Source organism: Rhodococcus sp. NPDC003318 (assembly GCF_042879035.1).
Classification (GTDB): Bacteria; Actinomycetota; Actinomycetes; order Mycobacteriales; family Mycobacteriaceae; genus Rhodococcus_G.
In genome coordinates, this window is sequence record NZ_JBIAOU010000013.1 from 121,858 (window position 1) to 142,593 (window position 20,736).

18 protein-coding genes and 1 riboswitch are annotated in these 20,736 nt (G+C 71.7%); of the genes, 6 read left to right on the plus strand and 12 right to left on the minus strand.

Annotated elements, in window-relative coordinates; genetic code table 11:
- Window positions 1-93: 93 nt before the first annotated feature.
- The 6 genes from ACFYVR_RS19710 to thiO form a co-directional block, all read right to left on the minus strand.
- Entirely contained in the window at window positions 94-888 is a 795-nt protein-coding gene (locus tag ACFYVR_RS19710) for an ABC transporter permease (protein WP_387476221.1), read from the minus strand.
- The gene (locus ACFYVR_RS19715) at window positions 888-1,823 is read right to left on the minus strand and encodes an ABC transporter ATP-binding protein (RefSeq protein WP_387476223.1); all 936 of its coding nucleotides are present in this window, start codon (window positions 1,821-1,823) and stop codon (window positions 888-890) included. Before ACFYVR_RS19715 ends, ACFYVR_RS19710 begins: the two co-directional genes overlap by 1 nt.
- Window positions 1,824-1,923: 100 nt before the next feature.
- Window positions 1,924-2,880, minus strand: a complete 957-nt coding sequence (gene ppk2 / locus ACFYVR_RS19720) for a polyphosphate kinase 2 (RefSeq protein WP_387476265.1) — start codon at window positions 2,878-2,880, stop codon at window positions 1,924-1,926.
- Between the two features lie 133 nt (window positions 2,881-3,013).
- Window positions 3,014-3,769 carry a thiazole synthase gene (locus ACFYVR_RS19725; RefSeq protein WP_387476267.1) on the minus strand — a complete coding sequence of 252 codons (756 nt, stop codon included), beginning with the start codon at window positions 3,767-3,769 and terminating at the stop codon, window positions 3,014-3,016.
- 7 nt (window positions 3,770-3,776) lie between these two features.
- Complete coding sequence (gene thiS / locus ACFYVR_RS19730; RefSeq protein ID WP_387476225.1) at window positions 3,777-3,992, minus strand: sulfur carrier protein ThiS; 216 nt, start codon at window positions 3,990-3,992, stop codon at window positions 3,777-3,779.
- Complete coding sequence (gene thiO, locus ACFYVR_RS19735; protein WP_387476227.1) at window positions 3,992-5,101, minus strand: glycine oxidase ThiO; 1,110 nt, start codon at window positions 5,099-5,101, stop codon at window positions 3,992-3,994. The genes thiS and thiO overlap by 1 nt, the downstream gene beginning before the upstream one ends.
- Window positions 5,098-5,209: riboswitch (TPP riboswitch) on the minus strand. (Overlaps the previous gene by 4 nt.)
- A 27-nt stretch (window positions 5,210-5,236) precedes the next feature.
- Here thiO and thiE point away from each other — a divergent pair.
- Window positions 5,237-5,947, plus strand: coding sequence for a thiamine phosphate synthase (gene thiE / locus ACFYVR_RS19740; protein ID WP_387476229.1), 711 nt, complete (start codon window positions 5,237-5,239; stop codon window positions 5,945-5,947).
- A 27-nt stretch (window positions 5,948-5,974) separates the two neighbouring features.
- Here thiE and ACFYVR_RS19745 read toward each other — a convergent pair whose 3' ends face one another.
- Complete coding sequence (locus ACFYVR_RS19745; protein WP_387476231.1) at window positions 5,975-6,847, minus strand: NUDIX domain-containing protein; 873 nt, start codon at window positions 6,845-6,847, stop codon at window positions 5,975-5,977.
- A gap of 157 nt (window positions 6,848-7,004) precedes the next feature.
- Here ACFYVR_RS19745 and ACFYVR_RS19750 point away from each other — a divergent pair, with 157 nt between their 5' ends.
- The 3 genes from ACFYVR_RS19750 to ACFYVR_RS19760 are packed head-to-tail and all read left to right on the plus strand — an operon-like array spanning window position 7,005 to window position 11,694.
- The gene (locus tag ACFYVR_RS19750) at window positions 7,005-8,336 is read left to right on the plus strand and encodes a hypothetical protein (RefSeq protein ID WP_387476233.1); all 1,332 of its coding nucleotides are present in this window, start codon (window positions 7,005-7,007) and stop codon (window positions 8,334-8,336) included.
- Window positions 8,337-8,362: 26 nt separating this feature from the next.
- Entirely contained in the window at window positions 8,363-9,322 is a 960-nt protein-coding gene (locus ACFYVR_RS19755; RefSeq protein WP_387476269.1) for a glutamate ABC transporter substrate-binding protein, read from the plus strand.
- Window positions 9,323-9,330: 8 nt separating this feature from the next.
- Entirely contained in the window at window positions 9,331-11,694 is a 2,364-nt protein-coding gene (locus tag ACFYVR_RS19760) for a tetratricopeptide repeat protein (RefSeq protein WP_387476235.1), read from the plus strand.
- A gap of 130 nt (window positions 11,695-11,824) precedes the next feature.
- Here ACFYVR_RS19760 and ACFYVR_RS19765 read toward each other — a convergent pair whose 3' ends face one another.
- Entirely contained in the window at window positions 11,825-13,015 is a 1,191-nt protein-coding gene (locus tag ACFYVR_RS19765; RefSeq protein ID WP_387476237.1) for an acetate kinase, read from the minus strand.
- Window positions 13,012-15,111, minus strand: a complete 2,100-nt coding sequence (gene pta, locus ACFYVR_RS19770) for a phosphate acetyltransferase (protein ID WP_387476239.1) — start codon at window positions 15,109-15,111, stop codon at window positions 13,012-13,014. The genes ACFYVR_RS19765 and pta overlap by 4 nt, the downstream gene beginning before the upstream one ends.
- 144 nt (window positions 15,112-15,255) lie before the next feature.
- Between pta and ACFYVR_RS19775 the strand changes: the two genes are divergently transcribed.
- Together ACFYVR_RS19775 and ACFYVR_RS19780 are read left to right on the plus strand one after the other, a co-directional pair.
- Entirely contained in the window at window positions 15,256-16,200 is a 945-nt protein-coding gene (locus ACFYVR_RS19775; protein WP_387476241.1) for a hypothetical protein, read from the plus strand.
- Window positions 16,181-16,795, plus strand: a complete 615-nt coding sequence (locus ACFYVR_RS19780; protein WP_387476243.1) for a hypothetical protein — start codon at window positions 16,181-16,183, stop codon at window positions 16,793-16,795. Before ACFYVR_RS19775 ends, ACFYVR_RS19780 begins: the two co-directional genes overlap by 20 nt.
- Window positions 16,796-16,858: 63 nt before the next feature.
- On the opposite strand, the gene ACFYVR_RS19785 is transcribed toward ACFYVR_RS19780, so the two are convergent.
- The 3 genes from ACFYVR_RS19785 to ACFYVR_RS19795 form a co-directional block, all read right to left on the minus strand.
- Entirely contained in the window at window positions 16,859-19,495 is a 2,637-nt protein-coding gene (locus tag ACFYVR_RS19785; protein ID WP_387476245.1) for a LuxR C-terminal-related transcriptional regulator, read from the minus strand.
- Between the two features lie 64 nt (window positions 19,496-19,559).
- A complete protein-coding gene (locus ACFYVR_RS19790) occupies window positions 19,560-20,162 on the minus strand; it encodes a suppressor of fused domain protein (protein ID WP_387476247.1) in 603 nt (200 codons plus the stop codon).
- Between the two features lie 27 nt (window positions 20,163-20,189).
- Window positions 20,190-20,627, minus strand: coding sequence for a hypothetical protein (locus ACFYVR_RS19795; protein WP_387476249.1), 438 nt, complete (start codon window positions 20,625-20,627; stop codon window positions 20,190-20,192).
- Between the last annotated feature and the right edge of the window lie 109 nt (window positions 20,628-20,736).

The following is a 20,736-nucleotide window of genomic DNA, read 5'->3' on the forward strand; positions in this document are numbered from 1 at the left end:
GTGTCCGCGCGCGACGGGCGGGTGGCAATGGGGCGCCTACGGCGCAGTGGTGCACTTTCGGATGCTCCGGCATCCGGAAGTGCACCACTGCCGTCAGGCATCCCGGCGGTTGACGACGTACAGCGACGCCCCGAACACGATCGCGACGAATACCGCGAAGTACACCAGGCTCCCCCACGGACCCCAGTGCCAGTCGATGCCCTGGTCGGAGCCGAGGAAGTGGTTGGCGTTCGCGAACGGCAGGAACGGCTGGATCTCCCGCCCGACCTTGCCGAACAGGCCGAACAGCGACTCGATCAGCAGCGGCCACAACAGCAGCAGGGTGATCGCACCCGCCGACTGCCGCACCAGCGAGCCGACCCCGACCGCCAGCGCGACGCACAGCAGCGCGTAGATCGGCACGCCGTAGATCGCCCGCCAGGCCTCCGCGCCGGAGAGCGTCAGCAAAGCGCCGGCCTCGCTGCCGGCGGCGGCCTTCGCGATGGCGTACGCACCGAAGGTGAGCACGAACGTCAGCACCGCACCGAAGATCCCGATCAGCGCGGCCTTCGTCACCAGCACGGAGTCGCGCTTCGGCACGGCCTGGAAGGTGGTGCGGATGATCCCGAACCGGTATTCGCTGGTCACGGCGAGTGCGGCCATGATCATCAGGACGAGCACACCGAATCCGGTGACGCCGCCGACGGAGTCGGCCAGGGTCGGTAGGAACGGGTCGACGCCCGGAGTCTCGCCCCTCGCGATCTGGTCGTTGTACGCGTTCAGGCTCACCTTCGCGGTCAGGCCGATGACGGCGGCGAGACCGAGACCGAGCACGATGATCGCGACGGTGCACCACCACGGCGACTTCGTCGAGGTGAGTTTGATTCGCTCCGCTGCCACGACACCCATCAGAGCGCCCCTCCCATCACGTCGGTGTGGTACTGCACGTCGTCACCGGTCATCTTCATGAACGCGTCCTCGAGCGATCCGCGTTTCGCCGACAGCTCGTGCAGGACGATGCCGTGACCGCCGGCGATCTGCCCGACCGCGTCGGTGGTGGTGCCCCGCACGATCAGGGCGGCGCTGCCGTCCTCGCCCTGGCCGTCGGCCTCGACCGCGAGACCCTGCGCGACGAGCGCGGTCTGCAGCGCGTCCAGTTGCGGGCTGCGCACACGCACCGACGCTTCGGAGGACCGGTCGACGAATTCCTTGACGGGCGAATCGGATACGAGTCGCCCGCGGCCGATCACGACGAGATGGTCGGCGGTCAGGGCCATCTCGGACAGCAGGTGACTCGACACCAGGACGGTGCGGCCCTCCGCGGCGAGTCGCTGCATGAACTTGCGGATCCAGACGATGCCCTCGGGGTCGAGGCCGTTGACCGGCTCGTCGAAGAGCAGCACCTTCGGGTCGCCGAGCAGCGCGCCCGCCAGCCCGAGCCGCTGCGACATACCGAGCGAGAATCCGCCCGCCCGCTTCCCGGCGACCTCGGTCAGACCCACGATCCGCAGCACCTCGTCGACGCGGGAGGACGGAATCCCGTTGGACGCGGCCATCCACTGCAGGTGCGCTTTCGCGGAGCGGTTGGGGTGCACCCACTTCGCGTCGAGCAGTGCGCCCACGGTGCGCAGCGGTTGGCTCAGGTCACGGTACGCCGTGCCGTCGATCAGCGCGGTGCCCGCGGTCGGCCGGTCCAGGCCGAGGATCATCCGCATGGTGGTCGACTTGCCTGCGCCGTTGGGCCCGAGGAATCCGGTGACGATTCCGGGCCGGACGGTGAAGGTCAGATCGTCCACCGCCTTGACGTCCCCGAAGGTCTTGGTCAGTCCCCTCACTTCAATCATGACCGCCAGCATTCCGGAAAAATCGGGCGCGCACATTTTTCGCAGGTCGCGCGCCGTGTCGTCTCGGCGAGCGACGCGAACGGCCCCTGGGTCGGTGCGTCTACCGCACCTGACCGTTACCGCTCGGCGTGCCCGGTACCGGAGCGGGGATGCGGGGGAACTTGCTCGTCGGGTCCTCACCCTCGTCGTAGACGGTCTGCGGCGGACCGATCAGCAGCGGATCCGGGTGCCCGACGATCTTGGGGTCCTTGCCGGTGTAGTCGAACTTCGCCAGTACCCAGCGCATCGCCTCGAGCCGGGCCCGCTTCTTGTCGTTGGACTTGACGATCGTCCACGGCGCGTGCGGGGTGTCGGTGTAGAACAGCATGTTCTCCTTGGCCTCGGTGTAGGCGTCCCACTTGTCGAGGCTCGCGAGGTCGGTCGGCGAGAGCTTCCACTGCTTGACCGGGTCGGTGCTGCGGGCCACGAACCGGGCGTGCTGCTCCTCGCGCCCGACCGAGAACCAGAACTTCACCAGGTGAATGCCCGACTGCACCAGCATCCGTTCGAATTCCGGTGCGGAGCGGGTGAATTCGAGGTACTCGGTGGGTGAGCAGTAACCCATGACCCGCTCGACCCCGGCGCGGTTGTACCAGGACCGGTCCATCAGCACGATCTCCCCGCCCGCGGGCAGGTGTGCGACGTACCGCTGGAAGTACCACTGGGTGCGTTCGCGTTCGGTCGGTTTCTCGAGCGCCATCACGCGGGCGCCGCGAGGGTTGAGGTGTTCGGTGAACCGTTTGATCGCGCCACCCTTGCCCGCCGCGTCCCGGCCTTCGAAGATGATGACGATCTTCTCGTCGTTCTCCTTGACCCACGCCTGCAGCTTCAGCAGTTCGATCTGCAGCGCCCGCTTGCGGTGCTCGTACTGACGCCGCGTCATCTTCTTGTCGTACGGGTAGCCGTGCCGCCACGGCGCCTCCGGCCCGTCGTCGGGCCGGGCACGCCCCGACTTGCGCAGCAACTCGCCGATCTCGTCGATCTCCGGCGTGACGTCGATGGTCTCGGGTGCGGCCAGCTCGAATGCGCCCGGTTCCCGACCGGCGCCGTCGCTGCCACTGTGCTGATCGCTCACGTGGTCGAGCCTACCGCCGCGCGGCCCTCCCGGCAGGGCTCCACGGTCACGAAAACCGACCGGCTCGCGGTGCGCCCTACAGTTCCGGTGAGGACGCCTGCGCCCAGAACCGCTTCGGTATCCGGCCCGCCAACCGTGCCTGTCGACCGCCCGCGACGGCCGACGCCATCGCGGACGCCATCAGCACCGGATTCTTCGCCCGGGTGACCGCGGTGGCCAGCAGCACCGCGTCGCAGCCGAGTTCCATCGCGAGCGCCGCGTCGCTGGCGGTGCCGATGCCGGCGTCGAGGATAACCGGAACCCCGGCCGCGTCGACGATCATCTCGATGTTGTGCGGATTGCAGATCCCGAGCCCGGTCCCGATCGGCGCACCCAGCGGCATCACCGCGGCACAACCGACGTCCTCGAGCCGCTTGGCGAGCACCGGGTCGTCGGTCGTGTACGGCAGCACGGTGAACCCGTCGTCGACCAGTTGTTCCGCGGCACTGACGAGTTCGATGGCGTCGGGCAGCAGGGTGCGGTCGTCCGCGATGACCTCGAGCTTGACCCAGTCGGTCTCGAGTGCCTCCCGCGCGAGCTGCGCCGTCAGCACCGCCTCCGCCGCCCCGCGGCAGCCGGCGGTGTTCGGCAGCGGCGCGATGTCCAACCGTCGCAACAGGTCGAGCACCCCGGTGCCGCCCGCGGCGTCGACGCGGCGCATCGCGACCGTGGTCAGTTCGGTGCCGGACGCGACCAGCGCCTCCTCGAGCACCGTCAGGTTCGCGGCACCGCCGGTGCCCATGATCAGACGCGACCCGAACACCCGGCCCGCGATCGTCAGCTTGTCGGCCACGCTGCCCTCAGCCACCCTGCACCGCCGTGAGAATCTCGATCTCCCAACCCTTCTCGACGGTCCGGTCCCACGACGCCCGCGGGAACACCGCCCCGTCCACAGCGACCGCGATGCCCTTCTGCGGCAGTCCGAGGTGTTCGAGCAACTGCGCGACCGTCAATTCCTCGGACAGCTGATGGTCCTCGCCGTTGACGGTGATCCCGATGTTCACCCTGTTCGTCATCATTTCCTCACTGGTGCGTCGGCATTCGCGTGCACTGCTGCGTCGGCACTCGTGTGCCGAAACCGGTCGGGTCGGCTCGCCGCCGCCTCCGGAAGGTCGGTGCCGGACAGCGCGGCGACCACCGCGTCCGCGCTCAGCGGGGTCAGCAGGATGCCGTTGCGTCCGTGCCCGGTCGCCACCACCACCCGCTCCGACACCCGGCCCAGGATCGGCAGGTTGTCCGGGCTCATCGGCCGCAGCCCGGCGGCCGTCTCGTACAGCTCGTACTCGCCGATGCTCGGCATCAGCGTCTGCGCGTCCGTGATCAGGTCCCGGACCCCGGCGACGGTGACCGCGGTGTCGTCCCCGGACTCGTGCTGGGTGGCGCCGACCACCAGTCCGTCCCCGCGCGGCACCAGGTAGACGGGACGGCCGTGGACGCTGGCGCGGATCGTCCGGGTCGGCGCGGGCGCGACACCCGGCCGGTGACGCAGCCGCAGCACCTCGCCCTTGACGGGACGGACCGGCAGCCCCGGCCACAGCCGCGTGGACGCCGTCCCGGCGGCGATCACGACCTGGTCGGCGGGCAGTGCCTCGACGTCGGCGACGGTCTCCGCGACGAAGCGCACACCGGCCGCCTCGCCCGCCGACCGCAGGCCCCGCACCAGCGCGCGGTTGTCGACGGCGAACTCGGCGGCGGCGAGCAACGCCAGCCGGACGGTCGGGGCCAGCGACGGTTCCGCTTCCCGGATCTGCGCCCGGGTGAGCAGGTCGAGCCGGTAGCCGCGGCCGTCCAGCCACTCGGCGACGGTGCGCAGGTCCGACGCGTCGGCGGCGTCCAGGGCGACGGTCATCGAACTCTGGGACGTGAACAGCGTCTCGCCCGTCGCCCGTTCGAGTTCCGTCCCGAACTCCGGCCACCGGTCCAGCGACGCCGCACCCACGGCGAGGACGTCGTCCTCACCGGGCCAGCCCTCGGACAGCGGTGCCAGCATGCCCCCGGCCACCCAGGACGCACCCGACCCCACGCGCGGGTCGTACACGGTCGCGGCCCACCCGGATCGGGCGGCGCGCCACGCGACCGCGAGTCCGATCACGCCGCCGCCGACCACCGCAACGGTTCTGCTCACCACTCCACCTCACTCCCTGCGCCGGCATGATCCGGGTCAGGTCTGACGGTCGGGGCCCGCGTGCCCCCTCTCAGCCCCGCGTCCGCCGGGACTCCCGTGTCACTTTCGATCACTCAAGAGACTACCGTTGGACGGGTGCCCACCTCGCATGCCGGTCCACGCCCGACGCCGCGTGAGCGTCTCGCCACTGCGCGCCTCTACCTCTGCACCGACGCCCGCCGCGAACGCGGCGACCTCGCGAAGTTCGCGGACGCCGCACTGTCCGGCGGCGTCGACATCATCCAGCTCCGGGACAAGGGGTCGGCGGGCGAACGCGAGTTCGGCCGGCTCGAGGCCCGGGAGGAACTGGCGGCGCTCGCCGAACTGTCCGCGGTGTGCCGCAGGCACGGGGCGCTGCTCGCCGTCAACGACCGCGCCGACCTCGCGCTCGCGGCCGGTGCCGACGTCCTGCACCTCGGGCAGGGCGACCTGCCGGTGCACTACGCACGTCGCGTCGTCGGGCCGGACGTCGTGATCGGCCGCTCCACCGGGAGCCGGGCCCAGGCCCAGCTCGCCGCGATCGAGGACGGGGTCGACTACTTCGCCTCCGGACCGGTGTGGGCGACCCCGACGAAGCCCGGCCGGGCCGCGTCCGGGCTCGACCTGATCCGTCAGGTGTCCGAGTCCCAGCCGACGATGCCGTGGTTCGCGATCGGCGGCATCGACGAGCAGCGGCTGCCGGAGGTCCTCGGCGCGGGCGGGACCCGGATCGTCGTCGTGCGGGCCATCACCGAGGCCCGTGACCCGCAGGCCGCGGCGCGTTCCCTCGCGGACGCCCTGGACCGCAACGCCGCCGCCACGGCCTGACCGCCCGGGGTCGGTCGCCGTCGACCCTCAGCCCAGCCAGGACAGGACGGTCGACGGCGACAGCCGCAGCACCGTGTCGGGCAGCCGGTCCCGCAGTTCGCGGTCGGCGGTGACCACCGCGGTCAGCTCCTCGACGATGCCGGCGAGGGTGGTGCCGATCCCCGCGCCGCCGGCCAGCTGCGCGAGGGCGTCGTCGCCGCTGCCGGCCGCGACGTGGACGGGTACCCGCGTGTCCACCCCGGCGACGGCGGCGGCCTGTCCCTCGAGGACGGCTTCGACACGGGGCAGCCATCCGAAGCCGCCGTCGGGGAGTTCGATCGTGCGCGGCACGGTGGCGGCCAGTTCGGCGAGCAGCCGGCCCGTCGCGACGGCGCGGTCACGCCACCAGCCGTCGGGCCGCGACCCGAGGACGTTGGCGGTGTCGAGGAGCAGACGGATCGGAGTGGCGCGCAGGGTGGGCCAACTGGCCGCGAAGCCGGGGTGCAGCGGCAGGTCGGTGACCCGGTCCTCGGGTACCCAGCGCAGCTCGGTGCTCTCGCCGTTCGGCACCGTGCGCAGCCTGGTGTCGGCGTCCGCGACGACGGTCGTGTAGGTCCAGTCGCCGCTGCCCGCGCGGGCGGTGACCCGCTCGGCCCGCACCCGCAGGAGGTCGGCGGCGATCCCGGCCTCCTCCTCCGCCTCCCGGACTGCGGCGTGGGTGGTGGTCTCGTGGGAGTCGCGGGCACCGCCCGGCAGCGCCCACGTTCCGCCCTGGTGGCTCCAGGCCGCACGGTGCTGGAGCAGCACCGCCGATCCCCCGTCGGGCGCGGGCGCACGAAGCAACAGCCCGGCTGCACCGAACCGTCCCCAGTAGCGACTGCCGTCCCCGCTCGTCGCCCAGCCGTCCCCGTCACCGCGCATCGACTTCGCTCACCCATCCGTGTTCCACCGGCCTCACGCCGTACGTGAGACGAACCATGTGCCCTCGAAGATAGCCAGTCACGGAACCCGAAGCGCGTTTACTGCTTATATGCTGCCCTCTGTCAGCCGATCGAGCCAGATGCGAAGGGATCCGCGGGTGGTTGTTCGGGTGGTCCCGTCGACGCAGCCGCCCGGTGCCGTGTCCGGCGGCGAGCCGACTGCCGCGACCCGGATCCGCTCGTTCCTGCGCACCACTCCGGCCCGGATGACGGCGCTCGGGGCCGGCCTGATCGCGGCGGCGATCGTCTCCGGTGCGGTCGCCGCGATCCAGGTGGCGGACCGGCAACAGACGCTCGACCTCCTGCACGCCGAGGTCGAGCCGCGCGCGTACGCGGCGCAGGACCTCTACAGCGCCCTGTCCATCGCCGACGCCTCCGCGACGACGGCCTTCATCTCGGGCGGCGTCGAACCGCCGGCGGTGCGGGACCGCTACACGCAGGCGATCGGGGAGGCGTCCGCGGACCTGGTCGACGCGGCCGCCGGCCTCGAGCACTCCGACGCGCTCTCGCGTGATCTGCTCGCCCAGTTGTCGGCGGGCATTCCCGTGTACACCGGTCTGGTCGAGACGGCGCGCACCAACAACCGGGACGGGCATCCGGTCGGGTCGGCGTACCTGAGTGAGGCGTCGGCGCTGATGCAGGCGACGCTGCTGCCGCTGGCCGAACGGTTGCACACCGTGCAGACGGCACTGGTGGTGCGGATCCAGAACGAGTTCGCGACCCCGCCGTGGCCGGCGATCGCCCTGTTGATCGTGACGCTGGCCGCGCTGGTGGCGGCGCAGGTGCTGCTCGCCCGGTGGACGCGGCGCAGGATCAGTCTCGGCGTCGTGCTGGCGTCGCTGGCGGTGGCGTCGTCGCTGGGTTGGCTGGTGATCGCCGGGCTGCTGTCGGCGTCCGCGACGGGTCGGGCGCTGGACGAGGGGGCCCGGCCGTTGAGCGATCTGACGACCGGGCGGATCCTGGCGCAGCAGGCGCGCGCCGACGAGACCCTCGGGCTGGTGCGTCGCGACTTCACCGGCCGCTACGACACCCAGTTCCGGGAGCATCTCGCCGCCCTCGGGACGGTGCTGGACGACTACGCGCGGGACGATCATGCAGCAGCGGCGGGCGAGGTCGCGGACGCCGAGCAGGCGCGTACCGCCTGGGCGGACGCGCACCGGCGACTGATGGCGCTCCTCGGGCGCGGCGACTGGGCCGGTGCGTCCGTCGTCGCGATCGGCCCGTCCGTGACGGACTCGGCCGCGCTGTACGCCGTCGCCGACGCGAAACTCACCGACGCGATCGAGCGGACCCGGACCGAACTGCGCGGCGGAGTGGAGCGCGCGGTGGGGACCCTGACCGCCCTGGCACCGGGCACACTGGTGTTGGCGGCGATTGCGGTCGCGGGGGTCGTGATCGGTTTCTGGCCACGACTGCGGGAGTACCAGTGAGGCGGCACGGACGGGAGCGCAGGCACCTGCGGGGATCGGTGGTGGCGTTGGTCGCCGTGGCCGCGGTCGCCGGATGCGCCACGACGTCGCCGCCCGCCGAGCCCGCGCACACCGTCTACACCGATCCACCGCTGCCCGCGGGGGCGGCGGTCGCGCCGCCGCCCGCGGAGTCGGCTCCGCCCGAGGACTGCGGCGATCCGACCGCGAGCCTGCGACCGTTGCCGCCGAGCACCGCGGCCCCCACGCCGACGCTCGACCGGATCCGGGCCCGCGGCCGGATGGTCGTCGGAATCGACACCAGCAGCAATCTGTTCAGCTTCCGGGATCCGGCGACGGGGATGATCGCGGGCTTCGACGTCGACATCGCCCGCGAGGTGACTCGCGACCTGCTCGGCGACCCCGGCCGCATCGAGTTCCGTGTGCTGTCCTCGGCGGATCGTGTTCGGGCACTGACCGATCGGACGGTGGACGTGGTCGTCAAGACGATGACCATCACCTGTGAGCGGCGCACCCAGGTCGCGTTCTCCACCGTGTACTTCGAGGCGCAGCAGCGGGTGCTGGCGATGAAGCAGTCGGGGATCCGCGACGCCAGCGACCTCGCCGGACGGCGGGTGTGCGCGGCCGCGGGAACCACGTCGCTGCAACGGATCCAGCAGGTGGAGCCGGAGGCGACGGTGCTGACGGTCCCCAACTGGGCCGACTGCCTGGTGGTGCTCCAGCAGCGTCAGGTCGAGGCCGTGACCTCCGACGACTCCATCCTCGCGGGCCTGGCCACCCAGGACCCGAATCTCGAACTCGTCGGGCCGAGTCTGAGTTCCGAGCCGTACGGCGTCGGCGTCAATCTGGCCGACTCCGACCTGGTGCGTCAGGTGAACGGCACACTCGACCGGATCCGCGCCGACGGCACCTGGCAGCAGATCCACGACCGCTGGCTCGGGACCTTCGGGCCCACTCCGCCGCCCCCGACCCCCCACTACGAGGACTGAGCTCGCCGATGACCGACACTCCGGACCGGGACGACGCGGCACCGGACGCGCCGGATCCGCGCGCACCGCAGCCGACCCTGGCCGCTCGCCCCGCGCGGACCGAACCCGGCACACCGGAGACGGCGACCACCGCGGCCGGTGCCACGTCCGCCGCGTCGGGTGGTTCGGCGCGCAGCAGCGGGCGTCGCAGTCGCACGCAACGCTCCCGCACCACCACACGACGCCGCATCGGCGCCGGGCTCGTCGAGGTCCCGGCCGTGCCGATGCCGGACCCGAGGACGGCGGTGATGACGGAACCCGTTGTCGCCGAACGAAAACGATTCTGCTGGAAATGCGGCGAGCCGGTGGGCCGCAGCGGTCCGTCCGGCGCCGGAGCGCCCTCGGGCACCTGCCCCTCCTGTGGCGCCGCGTTCGACTTCGCGCCCCGTCTCGCGGTCGGTGACATCGTCGCAGGCCAGTACGAGGTCCAGGGCTGCATCGCGCACGGCGGGCTCGGGTGGATCTACCTCGCCGTCGACCGCAACGTCAGCGACCGGTGGGTGGTGCTCAAGGGTCTGCTGCACTCCGGGGACGCCGAGGCGCAGGCGGTCGCGTTGGCCGAGCGTCAGTTCCTCGCCGAGGTCGAACACCCGAGCATCGTGAAGATCTTCAACTTCGTCGAGCATCCGCAGCCGGACGGCGTCGGCTACATCGTGATGGAGTTCGTCGGCGGCCGCTCGCTGCGGGACCTGCTGCGGGGCCGCGGATCCGAGCGGATGCCGGTCGAGCAGGCCATCGCGTTCGTGCTGGAGGTGCTGCCCGCGTTGGAGCACCTGCACTCGATCGGCCTGGCGTACAACGATCTCAAGCCGGAGAACATCATGGTCACCGACGACCAGGTCAAGCTGATCGACCTCGGTGCGGTGGCCGGGATCGAGGACTTCGGGTACCTGTACGGCACTCCCGGCTACCAGGCGCCGGAAATCGTCCGGACGGGACCGACCGTCGCCAGCGACATCTACACCGTCGGCCGCACCCTCGCCGTCCTGTGCCTGAACATGCCGTCGGAGCGGGGTCGCTACCGGGACGGCATCCCCACCCCGCAGGACGCCCCGCTGCTGGCGGAGTACGAGTCGCTGTACCGATTCCTGCTGCGCGCCACCGATCCCGACCCGGACCACCGGTTCCCGAGCGCTGCTGCCGCGGCCGGGCAGCTCACCGGGGTACTGCGCGAGGTACTCGCGCAGCAGAGCGGAGTGGAGCGGGCCGGGCTGTCGGAGGTGTTCAGTCCCGGCCGCACCGTGTTCGGCACGGACTGGGCGGTGGGCGCCACCGACGTGTACCTCAGCGGACGCGCGCAGGACAGCGCGATCACGGCTCACGATGTCGTTGCCGCGCTGTCGGTTCCGCTCGTCGACCCGAACGATCCGAGCGCGCCGCTGCTGGCCGCGACGGTGCACGCCGAGCCGGAGCAGACCCTGGAGGCGATCAGGCGCGCCCGCGCCAACGGGCTCGAGCGGACGGTGGACGGCAGTCCCGGCTCGGCCACGGAGATCGCGCTGGCCGAGGTGCGGACCCTGCTCGACCTCGACGAGGGCGAGGCGGCGGGACGGGTCCTCGCGACGATCACCCCGGCGACGGGCGGCAACTGGCGCGTCGACTGGTACCGCGGCATGGTCGCGCTCCTCGCCGGTGAGTACGAGGACGCGGTCGCCTGTTTCGACGTGACGCTGGCGGCCCTGCCCGGGGAGATCGCGCCGAAGCTGGCGCTGGCCGCGACCGCCGAACTGATCCTCGAATTCTGGGACACCGACCACCCCGGGCAGTGGCGGTCCTTCGCGGAGAAGTACTACCGCGTCGTCTGGCGCACCGACCGCGGGGTGGTCAGTGCGGCCTTCGGACTGTCCCGTCAGCTCGCCGACCGGGGCGACACCGCGGGCGCGGTCGCGGCCCTCGACCAGATCCCGCCGACGTCCCGGCTGTTCACCGTCGCGCAGATGACGGCGGCGCTGACGCGGCTGTCCGGGGCACCGATCCCGGAGCTGGAGGAGGACGCGATCCGGGACGCCGCCCGCCGCGTCGCCCTGCTGCCCGCCGACGAGGGCCGGGCACTGCAGATGCGCACCCTCGTTCTCGGTGTGGCGCTCGACTGGGTGCGGGCCCGCCCCGTCCCGCGCACCGAATCCGGTGGCCGCGTCCCGCGCGCCGAGTCCGCCGGCCGCGCGCCGAGTCCGGACGGCGGACCGATCCTCGGTGTCCCGTTCACCGAACGCGGCCTGCGCACCGGCACCGAGGCGGCTCTGCGGGCGCTGGCCCGCGCGACCGACGACCCGCTGCACCGCTACACCCTCGTCGACACCGCGAACCGGATCCGCCCGCGCACCTGGCGCTGACCGTCACCCCGACCGGCCGTGCGAGAACCCCTGTGCACACCCCCGTTGGGCCGCGCACACGGCCTCTGCGCGCCGAGTACCCGTGTGCACGGGACGATCCCCGTGTGCACAGGGGTTTTCGCGAGACGCGCTACGCCGCGAACTCCCGGGCGAACCGCGCGATCGCCAGCTCCTCGTTGGTGGGGACGACGAGCACGGTGACGGCGGAGTCGTCGGTGGACACGACGCGCGGTTCGTGGCTGCGGACGGCGTTGCGGTCGGCGTCGATCTCGATGCCGAGGCGGGTCAGCCCCGCCAGCGCGTCGGCGCGGACGTCGGGGGCGTTCTCCCCCACCCCGGCGGTGAACGTGATGGTGTCCGCGCCACCGAGGCTCAGGTGGTAGGCGCCGATGTACCGGCGCAGGCGGTGGATGTAGACGTCGTAGGCCAGTGCGGCGTCGGCGTCGCCGGCCTCGATCAGCCTGCGCAGTTCCCGGAAGTCGTTGACGCCGCTGAGCCCCTTGAGGCCGGACCGCCGGTTGAGCAGGTCGTCGATCTGGTCGACGTCGAGGCCGGCGCTGCGCCGCAGGTGCATGACGATCCCCGGATCGATGTCGCCGCTGCGGGTCCCCATCACCAGCCCCTCGAGCGGTGTCAGCCCCATCGAGGTGTCGACGGCCCGGCCGCCCGCGACGGCCGACGCCGACGCGCCGTTGCCGAGGTGCAGCACGATCTGGTTCAGCTCGCCGAGGTCGCGGCCGAGGAACTCGGCCACCCGGGCGGACACGAACTGGTGGGAGGTGCCGTGGAATCCGTAGCGGCGCACATTGTGTCGGCGCGCGACGTCCCGGTCGAGCGCATACGTCCGCGCCGGCGCGGGCAGGGTGTGGAAGAAGGCCGTGTCGAAGACGGCGACGTGCGGCACGTCCGGCAGTGCGGCCATCGCGCTCTCGATTCCGATCGCGTTGGCCGGGTTGTGCAGCGGCGCGAGCGCCGAGAGGCGGCGGATCTCGGCGAGTACCTCGACGGTGACGAGCGTCGGCCGGTAGAACACCTCCCCGCCGTGCACCACCCGGTGCCCCACCGCGGCTATCCCCGCCGTCGCCAGGTCCACCCCGTCCTCGGCGAACATGCCGAAGGCCAGGCGCAGTCCGCGGGCGTGATCGGTGATCGGGCCCCGGCGCTCCCGTTCCACACCCCGATGGTGGTGGGTGATCAGCCCGTCCGGCTCCCCGATCCGCTCGACGAGCCCGACCGCGACGGCGTCACCGCTGTCGGGGTCGACGAGCTGGTACTTGATCGACGACGATCCCGAGTTGACAACGAGCACCGCACCTTTCACGCTCCACTCCTCCCCGCGGAGACGCCCTGCGCCTGGATCGCGGTGATCGCGACGGTGTTGACGATGTCCTGCACCAGCGCGCCGCGGGACAGATCGTTGACCGGCTTGTTCAACCCCTGCAGCACCGGACCGACGGCGACGGCCCCCGCGCTGCGTTGGACCGCCTTGTAGGTGTTGTTGCCGGTGTTCAGGTCGGGGAAGACGAACACCGTCGCGCGTCCCGCCACGTCGGAGCCGGGAAGTTTCGCGTCCGCGACGGTCGGCTCGATCGCCGCGTCGTACTGGATCGGGCCCTCCACCAACAGGTCCGGGCGACGCGACCGAACCAGGTCGGTCGCCTTGCGCACCTTGTCGACGTGCGCTCCGAAGCCGGAGTCGCCGGTCGAGTAGGACAGCATCGCGATCCGCGGGTCGATGCCGAACCGGGCGGCGGTGCCCGCCGAGGAGATCGCGATGTCCGCGAGCTGCTCCGCCGTCGGGTCTGGCACGACCGCGCAGTCGCCGTAGGCGAGGACCCGGTCCGCCAGGCACATCAGGAAGATGCTCGACACCGTCGACACCCCGGGTTCGGTCTTGATGATCTCGAACGACGGGCGGATCGTGTGCGCGGTGGTGTGGGCGGCACCGGAGACCATGCCGTCGGCGATTCCGGTGTGCACCATCATCGTTGCGAAGTACGAGACGTCGGTCATCACCTCCCTGGCCCGGTCGACGGTCATACCCCTGTGCGCCCGCAACCGCGCGTACTCCTCCGCGAACCGATCGGTGTACTCGCAGTCCGGCGGATTGCGCACCACCGCGCCGTCAAGGTCGAGGCCCAACTCGGCCGCACGACGCCGGATCGCGGATTCCTCCCCGAGCAGGGTCAGGTCGGCGACGCCGCGCTGCAGCAGCCGTCCGGCGGCGCGCAGGATTCGGTCGTCACCGCCTTCGGGCAGCACGATGTGCCTGCGCTGTGCGCGTGCCCGTTCGACGAGCTGGTACTCGAACATCTGTGGGGTCACCACCGTGGGACGGTCGACCTGCAGCCACCGCAGCAGGTCGGACGAGTCGACCCGCTGCTCCATCAGACTCAGCGCCGTGTCCACCTTGCGCTGGGAACCGACCGCGATCCGTCCGCGGGCGGTCGCCGCCGCCGAGGCGGTGTCGAAGGTACCGAGGTCGGTGGTCAGGATCGGCAGGCTGGGCCGCAGGCCGGTGATGAGTTTCGCGATCGCGGGGTGCGGACGCAGGCCGCCGTTCATGATGATGCCCGCGATCGACGGAAATCCTTCCGCCTCATGGGCGTTCACCACGGCGAGCAGCACGTCGGAGCGGTCCGCCGGACAGATCACGACGGTGGAGTCCGTGAGGCGTTCGAGAATGTGCTCGGCGGTCATGCCGCCCACCATCACCCTCAGGGCCTCGCGCTGCAGGAGTTCGGTGTCGCCGCTGTAGAGCTCGCCGTCGACGGCGTCGAGGAGCTCGGCCACCGTCGGGGCCACCAGCAGCGGGATCTCCGGCAGCGTCCACACCGGTACCCGCATCGGGGCCATCGCGGCGGCGACGGCATCGAGATCGTCGGGGGCGCAACGATTGACGACGACACCGGCCAGGTGGGCGTGCTGGGACCGCAGCTCGAACGCACTGATCTGCCCGAGTTGGAGAATGTCGTCGGGCGCCCGGCCCCAACCCCGCAGGGCGAGGAGCACCGGCGAGTCGAGATTGACCGCGATGCGGGCGTTGTATCCGAGTTCACTCGGGCTGGCGACGTCGGTGTAGTCGCTGCCGACGATCACCACCGCGTCGCACTGCTCGGCGACGGCGTGGTAGCGAGCCACGATCTCGGCGAGCGCCAGTTCGGGGTCGGCGTGCACCTGCTCGTAGGTGACGCCGAGGCACTCCTCGTACGTCAGGTCGACGGTGGTGTGGTCGAGCAGCAGTTCGAGGATGTAGTCGGGCTTGTTCCCGGACCGGGCGATCGGCCGGAACACCCCGACCCTCGCCGTCGACCCGCACAGCATCTGGAGCACTCCCAGCGCGATCGTCGACTTGCCTGTGTCACCCTCCGGGGACGCGATGTAGAAGCTGGACACTGCCGACGCCGCGGTTGCCATGCGACCAGACTAGAGCGCGACCACGCCGATCCTCGGGATGCGGACATCCGGATTCGGGTATCCGGCTACGCATGGCACGAGCCTTCACCGGTGGCACCGTCGTCTGTGTCCACACCACGCACTCGACGACGAACGAGGCCGACAATGTCCCCCCGCGACACACGTGCTCAGGGCGCTGCCCCGACGCCGCGGACCGCCACGTCGCAGCATCGGCCCTTCCGGCCTTCCGCGCTCCTGCTCGCCTCCACCGCCCCGATCCTCGTCCTGCTCGCACCGGCGGCCGGTGCGGCCGTAGCTGAGGATCCGGACTGGCCGGACATTCCGAGCCTGCCGGACCCCGACCTGCAGCTCCCCGACCTACCGGACCCCGACCTACCGGACCCCGACCTGCAGCTCCCCGACCTACCGGATCCCGACCTACCGGATCCCGACCTGCCTGATCCCGACCTGCCGAATCCCGACGACCTGCCACGCATCCCGGGGGACATTCCCCCCGTCCAGCCTGGCACTGTGCCCGTCCCCACATGGTCGTACATCCCCCGGCGGATCGACCCGACGCAGCCACCGACGGGCCCTCCGGTCGGCGCGGCAGTCGAACCGACAGCGGAGCAGACGGCACCGGGGAACGGCGGATCCGATCGACCGGCGGGCCAGACCACACCGGCCGCGACGACCACGCCGAACGCGGACGCGACGACCACCGCCGCGACCGCGGAGCCCGGGCGGAACGCCACCGGGACGGCGTCCGACCCGTCCACCGGAGGGTCCACGACCGACCCGGGGACGACGTCCGAGCCCGCCACCAGCGACGAGGACTCCGCGAACGACGACGGCGCCCCGCCCGTCGACGCCATGGCCGTGGCCGCGGTCGCGTCCGTCTCCACCGTGGCCGTGGCGGTGGCCACCCGGACCGGCCGGGGCCGCCGGTGGGTGAACGCTCACGTCGACACCCGGCCGACCCTGGGCCCCGCCGAGTCCGGGGCCGAACCCGCCGACGCTGCACCGGGCCACACCGTCCGACTGGATCCGCGCGGCGACGCCGGCGTCCAGAATTTCGAGGAGGACCGTCATGACCACGACCAGGACTGACATCGATCACGACGCCAGCCTGCGCACCGCGGTGTTCGAACAGGCACCCGACGGCGAACTCACCGGCCGGATGCGGCCGCAGATCCCCGCGACCGGCCTGGTGTCCGGCCGAGTGCCCCGCACACACCCGCTGCCGCGATCGGCCTCCCGACTGCTCGACGCGCGCGTTCTCGAAGCCGCCCTGCGGTTCCTCGACCAGGACCCGCACCCGCTGCTCCTGACGGGGCTGGCGCGCTACCGCGCCCTCACGGACGCCGCCCGCGCCACCCTCGCCGCACCGGAGAAGGACGTCGTCGTCACGCTCGTCGAGCCGTATCGCGTCACCTCCAGGCACCATCCGGAGGTGGCGGTGCTCGTCGACGGAACCGAGGTCGGCACGGTCGAGTTCGACCTCGACGTCACCTTCGCGATGGGCGAGACGTCGCTCGCCGTGCGGAAGGGCGAGATCGCGGCAGTCGACTGCGTGGCCGGGTCCCTGACACTCGACCTGTCGTTGGCGACCGGAGACCGTCTCCTGCACGGAAGCAAGGGTTTTCCGGTGCACCGGGACGTGAATCCGCCCATCCCGATCCCGCACCTACCCGTGGCCCCGTGACCTCCGCGGCAGTGCCGCTGTGGCAGGAGTGCCTGCGCTCGCACGCGCGTCACGAGTAGTGCGCTACCCGCGCCGGTCGGCGGAATCGGCGTGCCGATGGCGCAGCGAGTCCGCCAGCCCGATGCGGTCGGGGACGTCGAGTTTCGTGCAGGCTCGGTAGATGTGCCCCTCCACGGTGCGCACGGACACGACGAGGCGTTCGGCGATCTCCCGATTCGACATCCCGACGGCCACCATCGAGGCCACCTCGCGTTCCCGGCTCGTCAGCGGCAGCGGTCGGGCCGCCTCCAGGATCGCCGGGGTGACGGCGTGGTCGCACCGCTGCGCGAGTGAGTTCGCGGTCGCGGCGGCGTCGAGCGATTCGCGTCGCCGATCCCGACCCGAGTACACGACCGCGGCCTGCGCCGCGGCGTCGGCGGCGTCGAGGAGGGCGCCGATCCGCTCGAATTCCCGTGACACGACATAGAGTTCGTCACCATCCCCGGCAGCGAAGGCGGCGGCCTGCGCGGCGGCCAGCGGCACCACGACGCCGTCGCACCGCTCGGCGAGTTCGGCCAGCCGGGGCACCGTCGACGAATCCCCGAAGCGTGTGGCGAGGTGCAGGGCAGCGGCCTCGACGGCGAACTGCCCGGATTCGCGAGCGTTGTCGGCGGCGTCGGTGGCCGCGGCGATCGCCCTGGACGTCTCACCCTGCCCGGCGGCCTCCCACGCCCGGCCGATGTCGAACAGCGGACCGAACACCGCCGTGTGGCGGCCTCGGCGCCGGGTTCCCGCCGCGACGATGTTCTTGGCGTCCTCCACCCGACCGAGCACCGAATACGCCTGCGCGAGAAACGGGTACGCGGGGAAGACCCACGACGTCGCGGACCCGGTGTCGCCGACGGCCAGTGCCGCCGTCGCCTGCCCGAGACGTCGCGCCGCGTCCGCGAACCGCCCGCGCGCCAGGTCGACGGGCGCGCAGAGAATGGTGGCCTGTCCCCATCCGAGGTACTGGCCGGTCGCCCCCGCGTGATCGAGGTACATCCGGGCTCGACGGTCCGCGGCATCGAAGTCCCCGGTCAGCACCAGGGCCAGGATCGGCCCCATCGCCGCCGGGTACCGCATCAGCCCGTCGACCTTGTTCATCACGGCGTCCCCACGCGCCGCGACAGCGGCGACCTCGGAACCCCGCCCCTGCAACGCCAGCGCCATCGCGGCGGCGAACGTCGCCCACTCCTCCGCCCACGGTGCCGGGTTCTGCTCGGAAAGAATGGCTTCCGCGTCGGCGAGCCCCTCCTCGACACGGTTCTCGAACACCGCACAGGTCGCGCCGAGGGCACGGACCACGCTGACCGCCACGGGGTCGCGGACCCGCTGCCGGACCTCCGCGAGCACCGCGTCGGCGGTGGTGGTGTCCCCGGCCGCCCAGAACAGGTTCGAGATCCGCGTCACGCCCCAGCGGACCAGTTGCCGTTCGTCGAGGGTGTCCGGGTCGAACCGACTCAGGGCCGTCTCGGCGTCGGCGACGCGCCCCTGCCAGAGTTGGGACCGGGCGAGCAGATTCGCCGCACGGAACCCGCCGCCCCGATCGACCGCGGCTCGTGCCAGCCGTTCCCCGAGGGGAACGTTGGCGAGCGCAATCGCGTCCTTGGCCGCGGTGACCAGCAGATCGGCGTCGACGGTCTGGTCACTGTCGAGGGCCAGTTCGGCAAGGCGGATCCGGTCGCTGGGCCCGGTGATCGGATGGGTCCGCAGGGCCTCGACGAGGCTGCCGCGCAAGCGGCGGGCGGCGGCACGGCCGACGCGGCGCCGGACCACCTCGCCGAACATCGGGTGGGTGTGCCGGGCGTCGACCTTCGGTCCGTCCTCGACGATCTGGACGAGGCCGCGCTGCTCGGCGTCCTCCACCGCGTCCTCCCCGGCCAGGTCGACGAGGGTGTCGAGGGCCAGCGGTTCGCAGAAGGTGAGCAGTTCGAGCACCCGCATCACGTCGGACGGCAGGTGCTCGATGCGGTCCTCGAGCAGCGAGGCGAGCTCGGAGGTGATCGCCGCCCGCCCCCGCAGTTGCCACACCCCGCGCCGCTCCCGCAGGGTCCCGGCCTCCACTGCCCCCTCCACCAGGTGGTGCAGGAACAGCGCGTTACCGCCGGATGCCTCCCACATCAGGTTCGCGCTCAATTCCTCCAGCGGAGCGCCGAGCGCCGACTCGATGAGCGTGACGCTCTGTTCACGGGTGAAGGGCGGCAGCTCCAGGCGCAGCAGGTGCCCGTCCTTCCACAGCGACTTGACGGCATCCGGCGTGGACTCGCCGCTGCGGACGGTCGCCACGATGTGCGCGGCTCGGTCGATCGCCAACTGGTGGAGGAAGGTCGCCGAGAGCTGGTCGAGCAGATGCGCGTCGTCGACCCCGATCACGACCCGGCCGCCGGTGCCGAGGAGGGCTTCACGTGCCGCCGACATGAACGCGACCGGGTCCCGGGACGTGGAGGAGCTGACCAGGTGGGCGAACACCCCCAGCGGGATGCTGCGCGCGGATTCGGTGCCGGCGACCCAGCGCACCTCGCCGGGGATCGACTGCGTTGCCACGCGCGCGAGAGTGGTCTTGCCGACCCCGGCGTCGCCGGTCAGGACGACGCCGCAGGCACCGGTGTCGGAGGTCAGTGCGGCCTTGAGTGTGTCCAGCTCGAGCTGCCGCTGAATCAGCGGCCACGGCCGATCCATGTCCGAAATCGTATGCCTTGTGACGCCCCGAGTGCAGGAGGTTCGGACAGTCGACCGGTCCGGATCAGACGACGGAGTCGCGGTCGATGTCCGTGACGTCGGCCGCTGCGGCTTCGAGCCGTCCGAACAGTTCGTCGACGCCGTGGCGGGAGGCGAATTCCAGTTCGGTGTCGGTGATCGGCACGGCCTGCAACCAGGTGGTGACGTCCTCTTCGCGGTCGACGAGGATCTCGAGGTCCGGCCAGATGAACGGGACCACCAGCAGGAGGTGCTTCGTGGTGCGGCCGGGGTCGGCCTCCTTGACCGCGTTCGGGACGATCGTGTTCGGGGTGACGTGGAACGAGCCGGACGCGACCGCGAACGCGCACTGCGCGAGGACGTCGGCGAGGCCCCGGTAGTCGGAGCGTCCGACGGTGATCAGTTCGGTCCGGATGGGCCGGCCGTCGTCGGTGGTGACGTTCGTGGGGTACCGCACCAGGTCGAGCGTCGCGTACGACGCGTATCCCGGGCTTGGGCAGCCGTCGCCGACGGCGATGGACACCTCGTCGGGTTCCTCTCCGTTCGCCTCCGGGTCGACCGCCGCCCGGTAGAGCAGCACCTGCGGTACCTCACCGAACACCTCGCCGATCCGGCGGGCGGCTTCCCTGATGTCATCGTGCGATTCCATGATGGGACAGCCTAGGCTCCGCGCCGCTCAGGCCAGGACGCGGGCGAGGGCCCGCCAACGACGCTGCCGGTACCGGAAGAGCAGGGCGGCGAACAGCTGGATCGGGATGCCGCGCCACCCGTCCTCGATCTCGACCTCGTCGGTGTAGCGGCACGAATTCTCGCCGGTGGGGGTGAAGGTGAGGCGATGGTTCCAGGTCCGGACCGGCCCGCCGTGTTCGTTCGTGTAGATCTCCGTGGGCCCGAGCCGGACGACGGTCAGGTGGTGCATCCACGTCGGGACGACGCCGAACCACCACAGTCGGGCCGCTGCCTGCGCGCCGGGTTCGATGCGGTCGGGGAGATCCGGCGCGGGGATCCGCAGGATGGGCTGGACCAGGTACCGGAACAGTTCGGGCTTCGTCGCGAGCGCACAGGCGGCGTCCGCCGACATCGGCAGCTCGGTCGTGACGGTGACCATGACCATGTCAGCCATTATGCGGCTTCGCCGCAGTGGTGGGGGGGGGGGGGGGGCGCCGCCCGCCCCCCCCCCCCCCCCGGCGCGCCCCCCCCCCGCCACCCCCCCCCCCCCCCCC

Bases quoted from the DNA above. Each gene is read 5' to 3' on its own strand.
- thiS (WP_387476225.1), bottom strand. From the start codon at position 3,992: ATGACGAACAGGGTGAACATCGGGATCACCGTCAACGGCGAGGACCAT.
- ACFYVR_RS19790 (WP_387476247.1), bottom strand. From the start codon at position 20,162: ATGGAATCGCACGATGACATCAGGGAAGCCGCCCGCCGGATCGGCGAG.
- pta (WP_387476239.1), bottom strand. From the start codon at position 15,111: ATGGCAACCGCGGCGTCGGCAGTGTCCAGCTTCTACATCGCGTCCCCG.
- ACFYVR_RS19780 (WP_387476243.1), top strand. From the start codon at position 16,181: ATGACCACGACCAGGACTGACATCGATCACGACGCCAGCCTGCGCACC.
- ACFYVR_RS19795 (WP_387476249.1), bottom strand. From the start codon at position 20,627: ATGGTCATGGTCACCGTCACGACCGAGCTGCCGATGTCGGCGGACGCC.
- ACFYVR_RS19785 (WP_387476245.1), bottom strand. From the start codon at position 19,495: ATGGATCGGCCGTGGCCGCTGATTCAGCGGCAGCTCGAGCTGGACACA.
- ACFYVR_RS19745 (WP_387476231.1), bottom strand. From the start codon at position 6,847: ATGCGCGGTGACGGGGACGGCTGGGCGACGAGCGGGGACGGCAGTCGC.
- ACFYVR_RS19715 (WP_387476223.1), bottom strand. From the start codon at position 1,823: ATGATTGAAGTGAGGGGACTGACCAAGACCTTCGGGGACGTCAAGGCG.
- ACFYVR_RS19760 (WP_387476235.1), top strand. From the start codon at position 9,331: ATGACCGACACTCCGGACCGGGACGACGCGGCACCGGACGCGCCGGAT.
- ACFYVR_RS19775 (WP_387476241.1), top strand. From the start codon at position 15,256: ATGTCCCCCCGCGACACACGTGCTCAGGGCGCTGCCCCGACGCCGCGG.
- ACFYVR_RS19710 (WP_387476221.1), bottom strand. From the start codon at position 888: ATGGGTGTCGTGGCAGCGGAGCGAATCAAACTCACCTCGACGAAGTCG.